Origin of the sequence: Lacipirellula limnantheis (assembly GCF_007746075.1) — a bacterium.
GTDB classification, from domain to species: domain Bacteria; phylum Planctomycetota; class Planctomycetia; order Pirellulales; family Lacipirellulaceae; genus Lacipirellula; species Lacipirellula limnantheis.
In genome coordinates this window covers 4,245,441-4,264,686 of sequence record NZ_CP036339.1, presented here as the reverse complement: position 1 = coordinate 4,264,686, position 19,246 = coordinate 4,245,441, and the positions used below count along the sequence as shown (strand labels likewise).

Genomic DNA, 19,246 nt, shown 5'->3' with positions numbered 1-19,246 from the left:
ATCGCTCGGTTCATGGAAGACCGTGCGCGCATTGCGAGTTATCTCGGAGAGATCATGCGAAGGATCGTCGCTACACTTGCCGTGTTGGTCATGACGCCCGGTTTGGCGCTGGCCCAACTCAACCCGTTGAGCTACGCCCCGCTCGATAGCGGCTTGGGGCTGAACCCTATTCTGGAGGGGACGGCGACGGCGACGATCGTCACCACCGGGATCAGCGCGCAGTTCACTTACGGGACGACAGTCTACAACGCGGTGATGACGCCGCAGGCGGGCGGGCCTGCCATCGCGGTGTTCACGTTTACCAATGTGGACCTTGGCGGAAAGGCTAGGGAGCTGACGATCACTGGGTCGAACACTGGGGCGAACCCGGTGGCGATTCTTTCGCACCAGAACATTACGATGATTCCGGTCGCGATTAACGGCGGCGTCGTCGAGTCGAACCCGTTGTCGGGAACGAGAACGCCAGGCGTTGGCGGCGGCGCGGGAGGCGCCAACGGACAGGCCGGCACTGGGCCCAGCGCCGGCTCGGCAGGCGTCTCAGGCGGCGGCGGCGGCGGCGGCAACGGCGGCGCGGGCGGAACTGGCACCGGGACGGGCGGCGGAGCGGGCGGGTCGGCGAACGTTTCCAACTTGCTGGTGGGCGGCGGCGGCGGCGGCGGCGGCGGGTTCGCTAGCGGCGGCGGCGGCGGCGGGGCGATTGAGCTCGGTGCGGTGGATACGATTGCCTTTAACGTTGAATTGGATCTGTTCGAGGAATACACGCCAGTGATCACGGCTAACGGCGGCGCTGGATCAACGGGTGGCTCCGGTAGCGGCGGTGGCGGCGCAGGGGGCCAGATCTACCTTCATGCAAAGCAAGTGATCCCGCTGCCTCGGCAAGCCTTCACCGCGATCGGCGGCGACGCGACCTATCAGGGCGGCGGCGGCGGTGGCGGCAAGATCATTATCGACGGACTGCAGAGTTCCGACCCCGCGTCGCGCGGCGTTCCGATTGCAACGACCTTCGCCAGTTCGGGGCTTTCAGCGGCTGGCGGCACGATTGCACCACCGGTTAACAATCCAAACCCTGTGCTGCCAATTGGAACCAAAGGCGGCGCGGGGCAAATTGTGCTGCGACCGTCGCTGCCGATCGTGACGACGCAGAACATCACTTTGGATGGCGGACCGATCGTCGTGAACGGATCAGGCACGAGCGCGGGTGCCATTCTGAAGTACATCATTGATCGCGACCTGCAGGTTGGCACGAATCAATCAGGGGTCGCGTCGGGTTATGCGCGGCTCGGCGTCAACGAACCATTGGCGGCGAACGCTCATCTTGCGATCGAAGCCACGGGCATCTTTCAAACGGGAGCGTTTAAGCAAACCGTTGCGAAGTTGACCGGGAGCGGCAGATTGGAACTCGACGCCGGCGGGACGGTGGCCCTGGCCAGCGACGCCACGGTCAACTTCGACTTCACCGGTTCGATCACTGGAACCGGAACATTCCAGAAAGCGGGCCGCGGAATGCTGATTCGCAGTACGAACCTCGAGATGGGCGGGGCGTTCCAGAATCTGTCGGGAGTAGTCGCCGTCAACGGTGCAAGCATTCGAGCGGCTACTGCGTTCAGCAATGCTGCGGGCGCCGAAGTGCAGTTGTTGAACCTCGGCAGTTCGATCGTCTCGCCGACGCTGACCAATCTGGGTCGGATCGTCGGCTCCGGAACGGTTGACGCGAATCTTAGTAACCAGCCTGGGGGCGTCATCCGTGTGATGGAAGGCGACTCGCAGCGTTACATCGGTGCGACGAACAACAACGCCGGTAACATCAGCTTGCTGGGCGGAACGATCGAGTTCACCCAGGGAGTGACGAACGTCGCGCTGACGGGCGGCATCTCCGGACGCGGGACAATTATCGCTGACGGCGGCATCCTTAACGAAGGCTTCATGGCGTTCAGCGGCGGCAACACAGATATCATAGGCAACGTCCTTAATCTATTGGGTCAGGTGTCGACGGTCGGCAACTCGACGTCGAGCTTTTACGGCGACTTCTTGAATGGCGGAACGGTCCTCACCGCGACGGGGTCGACGACCGTTTTCCTAGGCAGTCAGGCCGGCATCGGCAGTTTCACGGGCGGCGGAACGGTCGAGTATGCCGGCCCCATTATCCCGGGCAATAGTCCGGCGCTGGTTTCGTACGGCGGTAACGTGACTCTTGCTCCATCAGCGACGCTCAAGATCGAGTTAGGCGGCACGACTCGCGGCGCGCAGTACGACGCACTGAACATCGCCGGCGCCTTCTCGACGAACAGTGCGCTGGAAGTCTCGCTGATCAATGGCTTCACGCCGTTGATCGGCCAGACCTTCGACATCCTGAATTGGGGTTCCTTGAGCGGCCAGTTTTCGAGCGTCGCGTTGCCGACGTTGCCGGGAGCCTCTTGGGATACTTCGCAACTCTATGTGAACGGCACGCTCCGCGTCGTCGCGCCGACGGTCAACGGCGATTTCGACGGCAATGGATTCGTCGACGCGAATGACCTCAATGGCTGGAAAGCGGGCTTTGGCAAGACGACCGGCGCGACCAAAGCTCAAGGCGACGCCGATGGCGACGGCGACGTGGACGGGGCCGATTTCATGGCGTGGCAGCGCGGCTTTGGTCAGCCGACGTCGTTCGCCTCGCCAACAACCGGAGCTGTTCCGGAACCGAATTGCCTGCTGCTGGCCCTGGGCGCGCTGCTGCCGCTGGGCTTCCGATTGCGGCAGCGGTAGGCCCGGCGGGGCGCCTACGAAGTCGCGCTCCGGTCGTCGCTAACGACGCTGGCCCGCGGGCTATCGCGTGCCGTTGAGGGAGCAACCGGGCGTCGCCCTGGGTTACGGCTGAGCGCCGCTGGCGAGGCTTTGGTTCCCTGGATTAGCGGTCCTGCAGCCTGTAGAGGTTGTAGTCGGGAGCCGGCGGCAGGGCGTCTGTCGCGGGGCGAATTCGTTTGCCGCCCTGTTTCGCGACGACTAAAATGCGATCATGGCTGCGGGGATTGCGTCACCGGTTTTCGCCGGCGGCCGCTGCGCATGTCGCGTGCTTTTTCGCTGAGCAACCCGGAACTCTCAGCGATTGGCGAGCGAAGCCGCGAAGGGGCCGAACGCAAGAGCGGATGCGCCTTCACCAGCAAGAAGGTCCTGCCCGATCCGCTCCACGCGGAGACGTTGATTGATCGAACGACGGCATCGAGGCGGCGCGGCGGCAACGACTGCGGCGCCGCGACGGGTCGAGAGGAACAGAGAAGCGACTTCTGCGAGGCGACGCCTTGCAGTACCCGAATCGGAGTGACGTGTCGGTATGCTAACTTCAGTCCTATTGAGATTGACGCTCGTCGGCGCCGAGTGGGTGCTGTGGGTCTTGGTGTTGCTGAGCGTGATCAGCGTCGCCTTGATCGTTGATCGCTGCATCTACTTTTATGTCCGTCGGATCGACGCCGACGCCCTGGGCGAGGAACTGGAAAAGCTGCTGCAGGCGGGCGACGTCCGCGGGGCGTTCGACCTGGTCAAGGGATCGGAAGCAATTGAGTGCGCCGTTGTCGCGGCGGGGCTGCCCGCCTTGCGGCGCGGGGCGACCGCTTGCGGCGAGGCGATGTTGGCGGCGAAGTCTCGGCTGCGGCCCGTCGTGGACGCCCGCTTATCAATCCTGGCGACCATCGGCAGTAATGCGCCGTTCATTGGGCTCCTCGGTACGGTGCTTGGCATCGTCAAGGCGGCTCACGATTTGGCTGGGGGCGCGGCTGGCGGAGCGGGCGATCCGAACGCGGTGATGGCGGGCGTGTTCGAAGCGTTGGTCGCCACCGCCGTGGGACTGTTCGTCGCCATCCCGGCGGTTGTGGCGTTTAATCTGCTGCAACGGCGGGTGCGCAATACCATGGCGAACGTCGATTCGCTCGCCCATTTGGTGCTGGCGAACGTTCGCGTTGAAGGCCGGAAGGCAGGCGGCGAGGCGCCGCTGGCTCCGCCGGCCGTCGCTGGGCGCGTCTAGTCAGCGGATCAAGAGTGTTTCGAGTCGTCGACCGCTTCGAAGTCCTTCACCCTTACTTGCGGATCGAGAATTATGGGCGCATCAGCAGGTTCCGGATTCTCCGACGAAGACGATGCCGTGATGAGCGACATCAATGTCACGCCGTTGGTGGACGTGGTGCTGGTGCTGCTGATCGTGTTCATGATCACCGTGCCGGCCATCGTGGCCTCGGCGCCGATCAAGGTCGATCTGCCGGAATCAGGGTCGGTGGAGCAAGCGAGCGAACTGCCGCCGATCACCGTCTCGGTCCGACGCGGCGATGACGGCTCGATGCAGATTTTTCTGAACGAACGTCAAACCGACGCCGACGGGCTCAAGCAGCTGATCGAGGAACTCGGATTGGTGCGCGACGATCAGCGGGTGAATCTAGCCGCCGACCGGGCGATTCCTTATGGAGAAGTGATTCGCGTGATGGATTTGTTGCACGAGTTGGGCCTGAAGAAGATCGCGGTCGATACCAAACATGTTCAGTAGTCGCGGTTGAATGAACCGCATCCATTCGCTTGGCAGGAAGCCGGTCGTTTGCCTGCATTTGCATCACCAGTAGTTTGATGAACGACACGGAAACCTTGCCGCCGCCGCACTCGTGGTTCGACGTCGAATCGCTGCCGTCGTGGCTTGTGTCGCTGATCACCCACATGGGGCTGATCCTGGTGCTGGGCCTGTTGATTCAAACAGTGCCGAAGGAAAAGGGAGTTGAACTGACGCTCAACTATGCGGCCGACCCTGGGCTGACCGATTTTGACGCGGGCGGCGGCGGTAACGGCGGCGACGGGTTGGGTCAGCCGCTCGATGCCCAACTCGAGGCGGAAGTTGCGTCGATGTCTGCCGGGGCTGAGGAAGTGCCGCTGGAGGCCCCTTCGCTGAGTGATCTGGTCGATCCGCAAATCGACTCGATGGCAACCGATGTTACGGGCGACTCGGTTGGCGTTGATGCGGCGTCGCTGCTGGCGGCCAGCGGCGGCACGATTGCCGGCGGCGGGACGGTTCCGGGAAATGGTACGGGCGACGGCGGGTCGGGCACGGGCTCCGGCGGCGGCCATGGCGCGGGCAAAGGGACCGGCACGGGCGACGGGTCGGGCCCCGGCCATGCGTACACGAGCATGTTCGGACTGGCCGGCGAAGGGGGCAACTTCGTCTACGCCTTCGACCGCTCGCAGAGCATGAACTCGGTCTTCACCTATCAGGTCGACGGCGATAACAGCCTCACGGTCACGCCGCTGGAAGCCGCCAAGAACGAGCTGATCCGCAGCCTCGGCGACCTCAACGAAGGATGCCGGTTCCAAATTGTTTTCTACAACGACATCGCGGTGATGTTCGGCGGTTCGCCGACGATGTACACGGCGAACTATGCGAACAAGGAACTCGCCAAATCGTTCGTTTACGGCATGAAGGCCGAGGCGAACACCAATCATTCGATTGCGCTGGATAACGCGCTGCAGTGCCATCCGGACATGATCTTCCTGATGACCGACGGCGAGGCGAAGGACGACCTGTCGCCGAGCGAGGTCCGTCGTTTGATTCGGCACTGCAAGAAGGAAAAGATCAAGATCAACGTGATCCACTTCTGTTTCGAGATCCGCGAGACTTGCTCGCTGATTCAGTTGGCCGAGGGAACCGGCGGCCAGCACCGCTTCATCACGCTGCGCGAGCTTGCGCACCAAAAAGAGCAGAAGGCCCGCGGGACGCCGACGCTGCGGCCCGTCGATGCGCTGCCGGCGCTAAACTAGCTGCCGGCACGGGACCGGCGCCGCCACGTTCCATGCCGCCGAAGGGGCGCAACTGAGGCTGGCAGACGCAAATGTCCAGACGTTCGCCGCATTGGAGTGGGAATGGGCGGCCGGGTTGATGTATGATGCGGGTGGCTGCTTGTCTTCTTCCAGTTCCAGCCAAACGCTTTCGCCCTCTTCAAAATAAAGGAGCCGTCATGGGCCGTGCCATGTTACTGCGAGTGTTAGGCGTTTGTTGGGCGATGGTGCTGTCGGTCGCGGCATCAACTGCCGATGCGAAGACCCTCGGACGCTACGGCGCCGGCTGGCTTGAAGAGATCGACGGCTACCTGGTGCTCCATCTTGAGGGGACGCACCGTGAAATGGGCGTGCAACATGGCCACCTGCTCGGCGATCACATTCGCCAGAACGTTGAGTTCCTGGTTCACGAGAAAGGCGACACTGTGGTCGCCGAACTGGGACCGCTAGGCGTTACCCCCAACCAGGTGATTTCGCAGATCGTCAATATCCAGCGCAAGCACGTGCCGCAAAAGTATTGGGAAGAGATCGAAGGGCTGGCCGAAGGAAGCGGGCTCTCGGTCGCCGACGTGCAGGCGGCGAACTTCATTCCCGAGCTCTTTCACTGCAGCGGCTTCGCGCTCATGAACTCCGCGACCAAAGACGGCACGCTCTATCATGGGCGCGTGCTCGACTATGGCGTCGACATGAAGCTGCAGGATCATGCGGTGCTGATTGTCGCGAAGCCGAAGGGGGGCATCCCGTTTGTGAACGTTTCTTATGCCGGGTTTGTCGGTTCGGTCACGGGGATGAACAACAATCACGTCTCGATTGGCGAGATGGGAGGCAAAGGGCTTGGCCAATGGAACGGCGTGCCGATGGCGTTTCTGGTGCGCGAGGTGCTTGAGTCGGCGGACGATTTGGACGAGGCGATTGCCGTGTTCCGCGATTCGCCGCGGACCTGCGAGTATTACTTCGTGATTGCCGACGGCAAAACAAACCGCGCGGTAGGCATGGAGGCGGGGGCGAGCAAATTCAGTCTCGTCGAACCGAACACGGCCCACCCCCTGCTGCCGCGGCCCGTGAAGGACGCGGTGCTCCTCTCGGCGGGCGATCGCTACAACCACCTCGTCGATCGAACCGAGGCGAAGTTGGGCGAGTTTACTGCCGCAGACGCCATCGAATTGATGAGCCGGCCTGTGGCCATGAAGTCGAACTTGCACAACGCGCTGTTCGAGCCGAAATCGACGAAGTTCTGGGTGGCAAACGCCAATGAGAAGGGCGAGCCGGCGGCCGATCAGAAGTATCAAGCCTTCCAGTTGAGCGAATTGCTGGAGCGGAAGCCGTAGGCCCGCAGCTGGGAGGGAGAGGCTCCTAGTGAACGTCCGTTAGGGAAAAAGCAGGGTGGATCAACGCGTGCCGCGGCCGAACAAAGCCGATTCACTGGCTTTTTGCGGCTTTTCGAGCCGAAGAAATCAGTTGACTGGCCCTGGCGGCGACCTAGCCTCCAATGTGCCCAGGCGGCTGTTCCTCCCCGCGGCGTGATCCCTTCCATGTCGACGAGTCTTTCATCGGCGGCATTGCAGTCGATTCGCTTTTCGCGCGAGTTGAACGACGATGTCACGCGCTTGCGCGACATGGCGGCAGGTATTCTGCGCCGTCCAGGCGTGCGAGCCGTCGTCATCGACCGTCGTGAACTGCAGGCGACGATCTTGCCGCAACGCGGCCGGCGCAAGTCGGATGTCGCTGTGCTCGGCATCCCCGTCGAAACGGCGGCAAACGACCTGAGCGACGTTATCGAGTGGCACGATTCGCTGGGCGAGACGCTGTACTGCGTTCGCGCCGAGCGGCCGGCGCGTGGTTGGCGCCGGATCGCGTTGCTCGCGTTAACGGTGGTTGCTCTCATCCTGGCACTTCTCGGCGTGGTGCTACCCGGCTTGCCGACGACGCCGTTCGTCCTGGCGGCGAGCTACGGCCTGATGCGGACGTCGCGGCGGTGGCATCGCCGGTTGCTCGATAGCCGGCTGTTCGGCGGCGTGTTGCGCGACTGGCACCTCCATCGCGGGATCAGCGCCCCGATTCGCGTGAAGGCGCTGGTGTTGCTGACGGTGGTTGTCGGCGCAACGTTGCTTTGGCCCGGCGGTTCGCTGGCGGTGAAGTCGATCGTGGCGATCGGCGGCCTGCTAGGGGGCGGCTACGTTTGGCAGCTGCCGACGGCGACGCGGACCTACGCCGGTCGGTAGAATGGCACGCGCAGCGCGGGCGAGCGGCTCCCTTAGCCTCCGTCTGATTCCGCCCCGCCCTCCCCTTGCCGCCGGCGAGACGCCACGATGCCGTACGACGAACAACTCGCCCGCCGCGTGCGGCCGCTGATGGCATTGCGACGCGGCTTTTCGGAAAAGAAGATGTTCGGCGGCGTGGCGTATTTTCTCGACGGCAATCTGTGCGTTGGCGTCTCGAAGGATTCGCTGATTGTCCGCGTTGGCCTGGACGCCTACGAGGCGGCGCTGCGCGAGCCGCACGTGACGACCTTTGGTCCGGTGAAGCGAGTGATGCGCGGCTGGGTCCTGGTATGTCCTGGAGGGCTTGAGCAATTGGGCAGCATTCGCAGCTGGGTGGAGCGGGGAGTAGAGTTCGTCGAGACGTTGCCGCCCAAGTAATGCGGCCGCGTCGGCGACCGCGGGGATGGGCCCGATGGTCCTAGCTGGAGTTAATCTCGTTGCACCCCTCGTTAAATCTCTACGTGCGTCACGCCGCCGACTTCGTCAAAATGTCCGATTTTCAGCAGCACCCCACGTGCATCCGGCATCTCGGCGACGAAGGCGGGATCGCAAACCGCCACAGGCGGGGTCCAGAGCAACATGGTCGCTAGCGCCGACGCGTACGAACCTGCCAGCGACAACGCGACGAACCAGGGAAGCGTCTCTCCCGCTAGGTAGATTAGTTGTTCGCGCGCCTCCTGCGACAGCTCCTGTTCCGTGCAGTATTGCTCAATGACGTCGTTCCGATCGATCGGGGTCGTCAGGGCGAGCGTCTCGTCGAACGTGCACCCGTCGGTGCGGAGCTTGCGATGGGTCCGCGCCACCTCGAGCGCCAATTTCCGTCGCTCAAACTCGAGTCGAGCATGATAAGCCTCGATCGCTTTCCGCCGCCGTGCAACGACATGCTTCATGAATGCCCGCGGCGCCGCCAAACCAACATTGACCGCTGCAATCATGGCCTGCCACGGCCGACGATAAAGCGCAAGTCGCCGATACGCCGCGAAGACGTCTTCATGCACTTCCGCGATTGCGGCCATCAAATCCTCGTTCGTGGTGAACGACAACGAGTCGCCAATTTCTACGCACAGCGGTTTCAAATAATAGACCTTCACGCCAGGCTTCGTGCCTGGGCCGCTCATGAACTCGTCTAGTCGAGTCTGAACGCACCGGGGGATCGGGTCGGTGATTTTGTCGAAATCCTCACGCTCGACGACCGTCACGTAAAACTTACCCTTCGGCAATCGAATAGACGCCTCGAACAGGTCGAACTCTCGCACTTGCGTGAATTCATTGCGATGCTTGCGGAGAACGGCCGCCCAGCGATCGCCTTTTGAGGCGAACGGTCGGGTAGCCCTCAGCATCGTTTCGGCTAAGGCGCGATTCGCATCCTTCGGCGGCACCCAGATCGGCGCCCCCGCCCAGGCCCCGAACGCCTTGAGTTCCTGCTCCAGTGTAAACGGCGCCGCAGTCGCCGAGTTAATGATCGAGGGGCGCACGTTCCGCCCTCGCACCAGTTCACGAATAGGCCGTTCGATGGTTCGAGGCATAGGATGTCCCCACGATACTGGATTGACGCGACGCTACACGTTCAACGAAGGAGTCGCCGACGGGCGAAAGTCCGTGGCTACAAAAGCGGCCCGGCTCCATTGCAATATTATTCGCCGTTCGTCGTGAGTTATTGCGGCAGATTATAAGCATTGTCGGCCAACGGCGCCGTTCGACTCGCGTCCAGAGACCATGTTCGCTTCGCCGATCGAATGCGGCGAAGCTCGCGGCAAGCAGCTCAAAAAACTCCGGGTACGGCGAAGGCGGTCACTTCCTGTCGTCATCTGGAATCGTAAGCGCTTGCGCGGCACTAAGCAAAGAAAGCGCCTAACCGGCCCGATTTTGACAATCAAAGCGTTGCCGCTGGAGGCGCCCATCGGGTTTGTAGTCGTTTACGTCGGTTCTGCAATGAAGGACTCTTTCCGTCTTGACCTACAAAACTCCAACGCCGACTTCTGCACCCATGTCGCAGTGGCGCCGGTTTCGTGCTTGTAGATGTCTGATGCGGACCTACCGTCTGCGATGACGGCGGGAGTGTTCTCTTCCTTTCGGAAAAGCCGGCGACGTGCGAGAGGAGTCGCGTGCGCTGCAAGGCATCCCTGGGGTTCGCCGGTTCGGTTCGCAGATGCGTTTCCGCGGGATAAAGCACGATTGCTAGCAAGTCGACTGATTGAAGGCGTAGACTGTAGTGACATAACGCTCGCGCCGCATGCAAGGGGTAACGCAGACGGCGGAGTCTTTTCCGTAGCACGTTGGGGGGGATAGCGCGCCACTCGCGTGGCGAAGCGCTGCGGCGATCGGTCTGAAGGATTGAACCAGCCGCCGGCTACTTCACGCCGCAAAGGAGGAATCGGCCATGAACGCTCATTCGACGTCGAGCGATGCCCGCGCCGTGGCGCAGGCATCGTGTCTGGAACATCAGATCCTGGACCATGTGAAGCAGGCGCTGCGGGTCACCTTGCAGTGGAAGGCCCCGGCCTTTGGGTTGTCGCGCAAGATTTCAAGCGTCCAATTCACGACGAAGTCGTTCATGCGACACCTCGAGCGGATGATGGATCTTGAGGAGGACGAGGGATACATGGACGCGGTACGGCAGCAGAAGCCGAATATGGAGCATCGCGTCCAGCGGCTCGAACAGCAGCACGAGGAGTTTCGGGCAATCATCGAGGAATTGAGGCCCGAAGTCGCGGCCCTCACCGTCCTTCCCGCGGAGCGCGCGCAAGTCGTCTGCCACCGGTTGGTCGATCTGTTGAATCGAGTCGATCAGCATGACGTCGAGGAGATCGAACTGCTGCAGCAGGCGCTGGTCTGTGATGAAGGGGGCGAGGGGTAGACTCTGTTTGGACCCCGGGCGCCGTGTGCACGTTGCGGGGTGTCGAACTGTCCGATTGGCGGTGGATTATAGGCCGCGTTGGGCGTGACTCGCCTCCGGCGGGGCGGCGTTCTACAATAGGCATGGCCGAGGAAGGTTCCTCGGCGAGAACCAACATTCACCGCCTCGCGCTTGCCACCCCTGCCATGCCACGTTCGCCTCGCTCTAACAACATCGACCGCCTGCTGCGGGACTGGGCCTACGAGCCTGGTCGCCCCGTCGTACGCCGCGCCGTCGGCGAAGATGGGCGGGAGTTGCTGCAAATGCGCGTCGACATGGGCGTGTTGCAACTGGAAACCACCGGCCGTCCCGACGGCGAGAAGCCCGAAGGATTTCCCACCTACTACGACCTGCTCGTGTCGGCGGCGTTTCAGGAAGGGACGGAGTTCGCGCTGAACGCCGAGCGACAGCAGGAAGTCGACCGCGAGTTCGTCCAGTTCTATCACCGGCGGATCTGCTGGTTGACGCTCAACGAGTATGAGCGAGCAGCCGAGGACGCGGAACATTCGTTGCGGCTGATGGACTTCAGCTCGGCCAACGCCGAGGATCGCGATTGGGCGATGCTGCATGAGCAGTATCGGCCGTTCGTGCTGTTCCACAAAGTCCAGGCGACGGCGCTGACGCGGCTCCAGGAAGATAAGCCCGAGGCCGCGGTCGAGGTGATCGGCAGCGGGCTGCAATCGCTGGCGGCGATTTTCGCCCAGCACGGGGCGGAAGAACATTACGACGAAGATCTGTTCGTGGTCAAGCTGCGTGAGATGCAGGAGTCGATCAAGTCGCAGTTCCACATCGGCCCCTCGCTGGCCGAACAACTCGCCGACGCCGTGGCGACCGAGCAGTACGAACTGGCCGCGAAGCTGCGGGATCGACTGGCGCGCAAAGTCGAACGGAAGTGAATTTTCACCACAAAGGCTCCAAGGCACAAAGAAGGCGCACGAAGAGAAAGCAGCTGCCTTCGATTGTCTTTCTTCTTGGTGCGTCCTTTGAGTTCTTCGTGCCTTGGTGGTTCAAAAAGAACGACATGAACCGGCGCACTTTGCCGTTTTTTCAACTTCTTGGCAAATGTTCACCGATTGCCTGTACAGGGCCGCAGGACCGGACCCCGTGGTAGCAGCCGTAAGTCTTTGCTGCGGTTGACTCTTTCGTGATTCCTGGCTGGACGAGCGCCGCCCGGTAGGGATTCGGCACGAAGCGTGCAATAGGGGCTTTCGTGTCAAACGCGGCGTGTCGGTCGCGAGAATCTCATCTTCGCAAGGGAGTGTCTCATGTTGGTTCTCACACGGAAGCAAGGCGAGCAGGTTCGGATTGGCGACGACGTGGTAATCACGGTCGTGCGGACCAAAGGAAAGGGAGTTCGACTCGGGATTCAGGCCCCCGCGCATGTGCCGGTGCTCCGCGGCGAAATTGCCCGCGCGATTAGCGCCGAAACGACGCAGCAGTCGTCAGATCTCGCCGACGATTCGCCAGCGGAGCAGGACGACGATTCCTGGCCCACGGGCGGCGAGCTCTACAAGGTAATTCATGCTCGCGGATTGCGGACGTCGCCGGCTGACGTGCTCGGGGCTCGCGGCGGTCGCGGTCTGCTGCGGCAGATGGTCGCGGCGCGGGGGGAGTGAACCGCTCCTAGGCCGAGTTTCTCGTATGGGGTCGGATTCGGCCGAGCTCTTTTGCCTCGTCATGTTGTGCGTGGTAGAGATCCCAGCGGAGTTGCAGCGTCATCCAAAAGTCTGGCGAATTGCCAAAGTACCGAGCGAGCCTCAAGGCGGTGCTAGGCGTCATCCGCCGACGGCAGTTGGCCAGCTCATTGATCCGCTGATAGGGAACGTGGATCGAGTCTGCCAACTGGCGTTGAGACAGTGCCATGGGGGAGAGGAACTCTTCCACCAACATCTCTCCGGGGTGCGTCGGCGGGCGATGCGTTGGGATTCTCATGGAATGGGCCTAATGATAGTCGGTGACTTCAACATCACGCGGACCGCTGTCGGTCCAAGTGAAGCAAACGCGAAATTGATCGTTGATGCGAATGCTGTATTGACCAGCTCGATCGCCGCGAAGCGCCTCGATCCGATTACCTGGAGGCGTCCTTAGTTCGTCCAGGCGTTTGACTGAGTCGAGTTGATCGAGCTTTCTCTGGGCGACGCGCCAATGCGACTTTGGGCACGCTCGGTTGGCGTCGCGGCTGTTTACTCCGTTGAAAATGTCCTCTTTGCCCAGTCGTGGAAGGACAGGATCATACTGCGAGTATAGCATGCGTTGCATGCTAGGGTGCGTTCCTACTTCGTCAACTCGACGGCCGGCAGCGTCGCCACTGGCGCCGGCAGTTGCGGCGGCCCTTGGCCCGCGGGCAAGGCGCTTTCGGCGTCGGCGTAGCGGACGCCGGCGCCGTGCGGGAAATTCTGCAGTTCGGCGACATGCTGCATCAGGACGCGGCGAACTTCCAGAATGCTCTGCGGGTGGCGGTGAACCGTCATGTGGTCGGCGGGGACGACGATTTGCGAGGCGACCCCATCGAGCTGCGCGCTCGCAAGCGAAACGACTCCGTCCCCTTCGCCCGACAGCCACATCGAAACCTTGTTCGTCACTCCTTCGTGCGGCGCCTGTCCAACGATGTTGTGGTACTTCACCCACGGCCCGGCAGGGGCCTCAAGCAGCACTGGCAGGAACGTCGACTTCGGCGATAGCGAGTCGATGCTGTTGGTGATGTTAATTGGCGCCGTGTTGCGGAAGTAATCGGGATTGCGCGAAGCCAATTCCGTCCGTCCGTTCATGAGCGTGGTCGGGACGTGTATCAGCTTGCGGCCAAGCCACTTGGTGAAGTCGTTGGAGAATTCGCTGCCGCGATGGGGCGTCCCGATGGTGACGACCCGCCGGATCGAAGGGTTGGGGTCGAAGAAAAACGTTGCGGCGAGCTGGTCGCGAATTTGCGGATCGGCTTGCAATTCGGCGAATGGCTTGTCGGTAAGCGTTCGCCAGAACTCGTTGCCGCTGTCGACGGTTTGCAGCTTCGACACCAGCCCCCCCATGCTGTGGCCGACAAGCACCGTCTGGTCGAGCGCCGGCGAGCGCCGCTGCGGATCGAGCTTCGCCCGCATTTGAACCAGGTCTTCGCGCATCTCGGCCGCGCTTTCCCAGAAGGGCTGTCCCGACGGATAGAGGTAGAACCAGAATTGATAGTTTTCGCGGATCTTGGGGTCGCTGCGTAGGTCGTTAAACATCTCCATCCAGGTGACCGGACTCGACCAGAGGCCGTGGACCATCACGACGGGAATTTTGTCGTCGCGGTACGGCTCCAACATGTAGAGGCCGCTGACCTTTTGCACCTTTTCCGGCGTCAGCAGCCCGACCGTAGAAAGTTTGCTGTCGTCCAGGGCCGGCTGACTGAGGTTGTAGGCGAGCGGCGTGCTGAGATCGGTCTCTAGCGGCACAATCACGCCGCCGGCATCGACATGGGTTGTGTCGAGTGGATCGTAGAGTTCTAGCACCGCGCGAAGTTTCCGCTTGGGGAGCGAGGCCTCCGCGGCCGCAACTTGTTCGGCGGTCGCCGAGGTCGGCAGCACTTCAGGCGTCTGATTCGCCAGCATGGAATCGACCCGCATGAACGCCGTCACCGCGAACGAGAGGTCGGGCGGGTAGAACTGCTCGGCAGGATCAGAGTTTTCGTGCGGTTTGCGGACGGCGATCAAGGGGACGCCGAGACCAAAGTTATGGTAGTGATTGCGCAGGCCATTCACTTCGTAGTCGGAGACGAACTCGACGCGACTAAAGTCGGCGGCATCCCAGCCGCGGCTTTTCAGCTGGATTTCCAGTTCGCATTGGTGGTTGCAAGTCTTGATGACGCGAGCGCTGCCGGGACGCAGCGGGCTTTCGGCCTGGGCGATGCGCAGCGTTCCTTCGAGCGCAGCGTTGTACAAATCGCAGGCCCGTCGAAACTGCGGATCGTATTGATTGCTCGCCGCAGAGTATCCGCCGGCGAACAAGTACTCGTAGGCGTACAGCACCGACGAGCCATAGAGTTCGAGCGCGTCGCCCGGTTGGTGCGCGGCGTCGGCCCGCTTCGCGCCGACGTAGGCAATTTCAGCGAGCGCGTAGAGATTTTCGCGATTCGGTTCGCGCCGATTAATGGCGGCCAGCTCGGCCAGCAGTTCCGGCTTATCGCCGAGCTTCTTTTCTAGATCGTACCGCCGCAACAACTGCAGCGTTCGTTCGGTCGGCTTTGGCCCTTGCTTGGCGACGAGACCGAGCGTCTCGGTGAGCGGATTTCGCGGCGTGGAGCGGAGCGTCACCCATTTGGTGCTCGTCGAGGCACAACCTGGGGCGAACGACAGCGTGACGACGAGCAGGCAGACGCCAAGCGACGCCGACGCGCGCCGGCGCGGACCGTGATCGACTGTGCTCGCCTGGCTGGCGCATGCCATTGTCAAAGCCGACCGTTGGGCAGCTTGCGCGACATCCCATGGCAGGGCGAATTCCTGCCGCGACGCCGGCCCCATAGGGGCGGGGAGACTACGAAAAATGACGGCGCAGCGTCAAGTTCGGGAGCGATGCGGCCGAGTCGGCGCGGTTTGATGCGACGTCCGCGCCGCCAGCAGGAGCCAGCCCGCTATCGCTTTCAGAGAGAAAGGTTGGATGGGCTAACTGGCGGGACAAGGCCGTTTAGGTCTAGATGAGCGCATAAAAAAGCCGCAGGCGTTGAGCCCTGCGGCTTTCATTGTGTAGTTGCTGGCTCGCGGCATTTCGCCTCCGCTTGAAGTGAGTCTGATCACCCAATTTCAGTAGGCCAGCGATTAGCCGAGAACATGGGGCATCGAAACACCCAAGCCGAGCCGTTGGTGCGTCAGTACGACCGGCTGAGCCTCATGTTCCAGCTCAATTTCTTCATGCGGCTCGAACTCCATGGCCGCGTCACGCAGTTCGCCTCGCAGGATCCGCACGTTTCGCGGGGCGTCAACTGCTAGCGTTACGCGGTTTCCAGCGACCCGGCGTACCTCAATCGTGATGTCGTTGCCGACGTGGATCTTTTCACCAATCTTGCGGCTGAGTACTAGCATCCCTACTTACCTCCTGACACGAACAACAAAATGGGGCGGCGTCCCTGCGGGCTGCCAAAAGTTGTCGCTCCATTGCGACGAAGCTACGTTCTGCAACCAACATGCCAATTAGTACGAACGTTGGGGCTCAAGGTTCGCGGTCGAAGAAAACGCCATTTTTTCGGGTTTTTCTTGCTTTTCGCTAAAGACCCCTTGCCAAGCGTCTGACTCACGGGGTGCCAAGTTGGTCGCAAAACGAGACCCCGGTCCTGATTTGGGACAAATCTGGGCGCGACGGGGCGCGCCGCCTAGAGCCAGCTAGCGTACTGCCTAGGCCTCAGATTTCGCGGCTGCCGACTCTTGGGTTGACCCTCATTCGCGCTACGATATACTCCCGCCCCGCTCACCTTCTGAGCTGGTAACGACGATTGGCGGCGGGAAAAGACAGATGGCCGGCGAACCGAGGCGAGGCAGCGGCGAAAGTTCGGCGTTTTCACGCCGGCGCTTCTTGCAGGCTGCCGTCGCCACATGCCTGACGGGCCGGAAACTGCTAGCAGCCGAGCAGGCTCATGGGTGGGCGGACCGCCGAACTTTTGGGCCGTTTATTTGTACCTCGGCATTCCCCCTGGGAACGCTTCAGGAAGTGTTCCTCGAGCTCGCGCGGCTCGAATCGGAACTTCATCGGACGCTCGCCGTCCCTTCGGCGCGCCAAACGGTCGACGTCTTTCTGCTCGGCGACGAGCCAACCCACCGCGCGTTCATGGAGCAACTCTACCCCCACGTCCCGTACCGGCGAGCACTCTACGTTCGTCGCGGCGGCCGGGGAGCGGTTTACGCCTACCGGCACGAAGAGTTGCCAATTGACCTACGTCACGAATCGACCCATGCGCTGCTCCACGCGACGCTGCCGGACGTTCCCCTATGGCTCGACGAAGGACTGGCGGAATATTTCGAAATGAGCGAACCTGACCGCGCCTACGGGCACCCTCACCTCGCCGCGCTCCGTTGGAACATGCGGTTGGGGATGTTACGCTCGGTCGAGACGCTGGAACAACGGCAAGAGGTGGGCGACATGGGCAGCATCGAGTATCGTTTTGCCTGGTCGTGGGTCCACTTCATGCTGCATGGGCCAGCGGCGGCGCATCGCACCCTCGTCGAATACCTGGGAGACATTCGCCGTGGCGAGCAAGTCGGCCCGCTCTCCGCGCGGTTGCGGGGAGCGATTCCCGACCTCGATGAGCGGATGGAGCGCCACATCAGCAGTTGGCGACGTGCGTAGGGTTCAGACGATGTGGCGTCCCGAAGCAACAGGTGGGGGAATCGCATGAAGTATCTCGTGACGGGCGGCGCCGGGTTCATCGGTTCGCATCTCGCGACCGCGCTGGTGGAGCGCGGCGACGAGGTGCGCGTCTTCGACAATCTGAGCACAGGCAAGACGGACAATCTCGCCCACCTCGGCAAACAGGTCGAGCTCGTGAAAGGCGACCTCCTCGATGCGAAGCAAGTCGAGCAGGCGGTGGCGGGCGTTGACGTCGTCTTTCACCAGGCTGCCATGGCCTCGGTGCCGCGCAGCCTGGCTGAGCCGGCAGCGAGCCATGCCGCGTGTGCGACCGGCACGCTGCATGTGCTCGATGCGGCTCGTCGCGGCGGCGTGAAGCGAGTGGTGTACGCCGGCTCGAGCAGCGCTTACGGCAATCAACCTTTCGCTGCAAAACGCGAAAGCGATCTCCCCGCGCCGCTATCCCCCTACGCAGCCGCCAAACTCGCTGGCGAGGCCTACTGCCAAGCTTTTGCCGCGTCGTACGGTTTGGAGACCGTCGTCATTCGTTACTTCAATGTCTTCGGCCCGCGTCAGGATCCCAACGGCGAATACTCCGCGGTCATTCCAAAGTTCGTCGTATCGATGTTGGCGGGCAAGCGGCCGACGGTTTTCGGCGACGGCGGACAGTCGCGCGATTTCACGTACGTTGAGAACGTCGTGCGCGGGAATCTGGCCGCGGCGGCCGCCCCCGCGGCGAGCGGGCGAATCTTCAACGTCGCCTGCGGTCGACAATACAGTCTGCTGGAACTAATCGAAAGCATCAATCGAGTCCTCGGGACGAAGATCGAACCAATTTTCGCCGCGGCGCGCGTCGGCGACGTCCGCGATAGTCTGGCTGACATCACGGCTGCTCGCGAGACATTAGCTTACGAGCCGACGATCGATTTCGATGAAGGGCTGCGCCGGTCAATCGAGTATTACAAATCGCTAACTTGATCCTGAACGGGTGGGCGATTTTGAGGGCGCCGCTGCTTTAACTGAAGGATGAGCGATGCAGTGGGAGAAGCTCGGGCTGCTCTGGGCGCCAAGCGGCGAGGCCGATTGGGCGCGGACGCACGCGACGTTGCCGGTGGTGCAGCCCCTCTCCGCAGATCAGTGGTGGGTCTACGTCAGCACGCGCGACGCCCAGGGCAAATCGCGAATCGGCCGGTTGACGCTCGACGTCTCGACGCTGCCGAGCGCGGCGCCGCGCGTCGCGAGCTTCGACGCCGCCCCCGTGTTGTCGCTTGGCGCACCGGGCACGTTCGATGACTGCGGCGTCATGCCGTCCTGGCTTGTTCCCAATGGTGATGAACTCCGACTCTACTATCTCGGTTGGAACGTCATTGGCACGGTGCCGTATCGACTGTCTATTGGATTGGCGATTAGCCATGATCGCGGGCAAACCTTTGAGCGCTACTCGCAGGGGCCGGTCGTCGATCGTAGTTCGCGAGAGCCGTTTTTCGCGACGGCCCCCTGCGTGCTGAATGAAGATGGCCGGTGGCGCATGTGGTACGTCTCGTGTACCGGTTGGCAAGAGATCGACGGGCGTTGGGAACCGCGTTATCACGTCAAGTACGCCGAATCAGCGGATGGCATTGATTGGCAAATAACCGGCATCTCGTGCATCGCGGCCGCCGACGGCGAAGCAATTGGCCGCCCCTGCGTGGTTCGTCTGGCTGACCGGTACGTGATGATTTATTCGCGGCGCTGGCTCGCGGGATATCGCTCGATCCCCGATCGGGCGTACCGGCTGGAATACGCCGAATCGACCGACGGCATCGCTTGGCGACCCGCGGGCCAGTGCGGCATCAGCCGCTCGGGTGACGGCTGGGATTCGCAGATGCTCGAGTACTGCTGGATCGAGCGGTGCGGTAACGAGACGTATCTCCTCTACAACGGGAATGGGTTCGGGCAGTCAGGCGTCGGCGTCGCCCGCCTTCGCCATTGGTAGGCTCAGTCAGCGGATTTCGCAAAT

General features: G+C 62.2%; 19 protein-coding genes. 14 read left to right on the top strand and 5 right to left on the bottom strand.

The window, feature by feature from the left end; translation table 11 throughout:
• Window positions 1–12 precede the first annotated feature (12 nt).
• The 7 genes from I41_RS27330 (at window position 13) to I41_RS16375 (ending at window position 8,423) form a co-directional block, all read left to right on the top strand.
• Window positions 13–2,745 carry a hypothetical protein gene (locus I41_RS27330; RefSeq protein WP_168206955.1) on the top strand — a complete coding sequence of 911 codons (2,733 nt, stop codon included), beginning with the start codon at window positions 13–15 and terminating at the stop codon, window positions 2,743–2,745.
• Window positions 2,746–3,310: 565 nt separating this feature from the next.
• Entirely contained in the window at window positions 3,311–3,997 is a 687-nt protein-coding gene (locus I41_RS16400; RefSeq protein WP_145433996.1) for a MotA/TolQ/ExbB proton channel family protein, read from the top strand.
• Between the two features lie 72 nt (window positions 3,998–4,069).
• Complete coding sequence (locus I41_RS16395) at window positions 4,070–4,510, top strand: ExbD/TolR family protein (protein ID WP_145433995.1); 441 nt, start codon at window positions 4,070–4,072, stop codon at window positions 4,508–4,510.
• Window positions 4,511–4,587: 77 nt separating this feature from the next.
• Window positions 4,588–5,766 (top strand): vWA domain-containing protein, encoded by a 1,179-nt coding sequence (locus I41_RS16390; protein WP_145433994.1) that lies wholly within the window; start codon window positions 4,588–4,590, stop codon window positions 5,764–5,766.
• Window positions 5,767–5,963: 197 nt separating this feature from the next.
• On the top strand, window positions 5,964–7,112 hold the full coding sequence (locus I41_RS16385; protein ID WP_145433993.1) for a C45 family autoproteolytic acyltransferase/hydolase: 1,149 nt from the start codon (window positions 5,964–5,966) through the stop codon (window positions 7,110–7,112).
• Between the two features lie 204 nt (window positions 7,113–7,316).
• On the top strand, window positions 7,317–8,006 hold the full coding sequence (locus I41_RS16380) for a YbaN family protein (RefSeq protein ID WP_145433992.1): 690 nt from the start codon (window positions 7,317–7,319) through the stop codon (window positions 8,004–8,006).
• A gap of 87 nt (window positions 8,007–8,093) precedes the next feature.
• A complete protein-coding gene (locus tag I41_RS16375) occupies window positions 8,094–8,423 on the top strand; it encodes a TfoX/Sxy family protein (RefSeq protein ID WP_145433991.1) in 330 nt (109 codons plus the stop codon).
• 71 nt (window positions 8,424–8,494) lie between these two features.
• On the opposite strand, the gene I41_RS16370 is transcribed toward I41_RS16375, so the two are convergent.
• The gene (locus I41_RS16370; protein ID WP_145433990.1) at window positions 8,495–9,571 is read right to left on the bottom strand and encodes a hypothetical protein; all 1,077 of its coding nucleotides are present in this window, start codon (window positions 9,569–9,571) and stop codon (window positions 8,495–8,497) included.
• A gap of 190 nt (window positions 9,572–9,761) precedes the next feature.
• Here I41_RS16370 and I41_RS16365 point away from each other — a divergent pair, with 190 nt between their 5' ends.
• The 4 genes from I41_RS16365 (at window position 9,762) to I41_RS28650 (ending at window position 12,557) form a co-directional block, all read left to right on the top strand.
• Window positions 9,762–10,064: a hypothetical protein gene (locus I41_RS16365; protein WP_145433989.1), complete on the top strand. Its 303-nt coding sequence runs from the start codon at window positions 9,762–9,764 to the stop codon at window positions 10,062–10,064.
• 361 nt (window positions 10,065–10,425) lie between these two features.
• Window positions 10,426–10,902 carry a hypothetical protein gene (locus I41_RS16360; protein WP_145433988.1) on the top strand — a complete coding sequence of 159 codons (477 nt, stop codon included), beginning with the start codon at window positions 10,426–10,428 and terminating at the stop codon, window positions 10,900–10,902.
• 185 nt (window positions 10,903–11,087) lie between these two features.
• Window positions 11,088–11,837, top strand: coding sequence for a UvrB/UvrC motif-containing protein (locus I41_RS16355; RefSeq protein ID WP_145433987.1), 750 nt, complete (start codon window positions 11,088–11,090; stop codon window positions 11,835–11,837).
• A 369-nt stretch (window positions 11,838–12,206) separates the two neighbouring features.
• Window positions 12,207–12,557, top strand: a complete 351-nt coding sequence (locus I41_RS28650; RefSeq protein WP_145433986.1) for a carbon storage regulator — start codon at window positions 12,207–12,209, stop codon at window positions 12,555–12,557.
• 7 nt (window positions 12,558–12,564) lie between these two features.
• On the opposite strand, the gene I41_RS16345 is transcribed toward I41_RS28650, so the two are convergent.
• From I41_RS16345 to I41_RS16330, 4 genes are all read right to left on the bottom strand, one after another.
• Window positions 12,565–12,873, bottom strand: a complete 309-nt coding sequence (locus I41_RS16345) for a HigA family addiction module antitoxin (RefSeq protein ID WP_145433985.1) — start codon at window positions 12,871–12,873, stop codon at window positions 12,565–12,567.
• A 9-nt stretch (window positions 12,874–12,882) separates the two neighbouring features.
• A complete protein-coding gene (locus I41_RS28315; RefSeq protein ID WP_315852426.1) occupies window positions 12,883–13,200 on the bottom strand; it encodes a type II toxin-antitoxin system RelE/ParE family toxin in 318 nt (105 codons plus the stop codon).
• A gap of 14 nt (window positions 13,201–13,214) precedes the next feature.
• Entirely contained in the window at window positions 13,215–15,356 is a 2,142-nt protein-coding gene (locus tag I41_RS16335) for an esterase/lipase family protein (protein WP_145433984.1), read from the bottom strand.
• 369 nt (window positions 15,357–15,725) lie between these two features.
• Window positions 15,726–15,989: a carbon storage regulator gene (locus I41_RS16330; RefSeq protein WP_145433983.1), complete on the bottom strand. Its 264-nt coding sequence runs from the start codon at window positions 15,987–15,989 to the stop codon at window positions 15,726–15,728.
• Window positions 15,990–16,611: 622 nt separating this feature from the next.
• Here I41_RS16330 and I41_RS16325 point away from each other — a divergent pair.
• Genes I41_RS16325 through I41_RS16315 form a run of 3 tightly spaced genes read left to right on the top strand, consistent with a single transcriptional unit; the run spans window position 16,612 to window position 19,222 of the window.
• A complete protein-coding gene (locus tag I41_RS16325; RefSeq protein ID WP_145433982.1) occupies window positions 16,612–17,247 on the top strand; it encodes a hypothetical protein in 636 nt (211 codons plus the stop codon).
• A gap of 45 nt (window positions 17,248–17,292) precedes the next feature.
• The gene (locus I41_RS16320; protein WP_145433981.1) at window positions 17,293–18,225 is read left to right on the top strand and encodes an SDR family oxidoreductase; all 933 of its coding nucleotides are present in this window, start codon (window positions 17,293–17,295) and stop codon (window positions 18,223–18,225) included.
• A gap of 55 nt (window positions 18,226–18,280) precedes the next feature.
• On the top strand, window positions 18,281–19,222 hold the full coding sequence (locus I41_RS16315) for a glycoside hydrolase family 32 protein (RefSeq protein WP_145433980.1): 942 nt from the start codon (window positions 18,281–18,283) through the stop codon (window positions 19,220–19,222).
• Window positions 19,223–19,246: the final 24 nt, after the last annotated feature.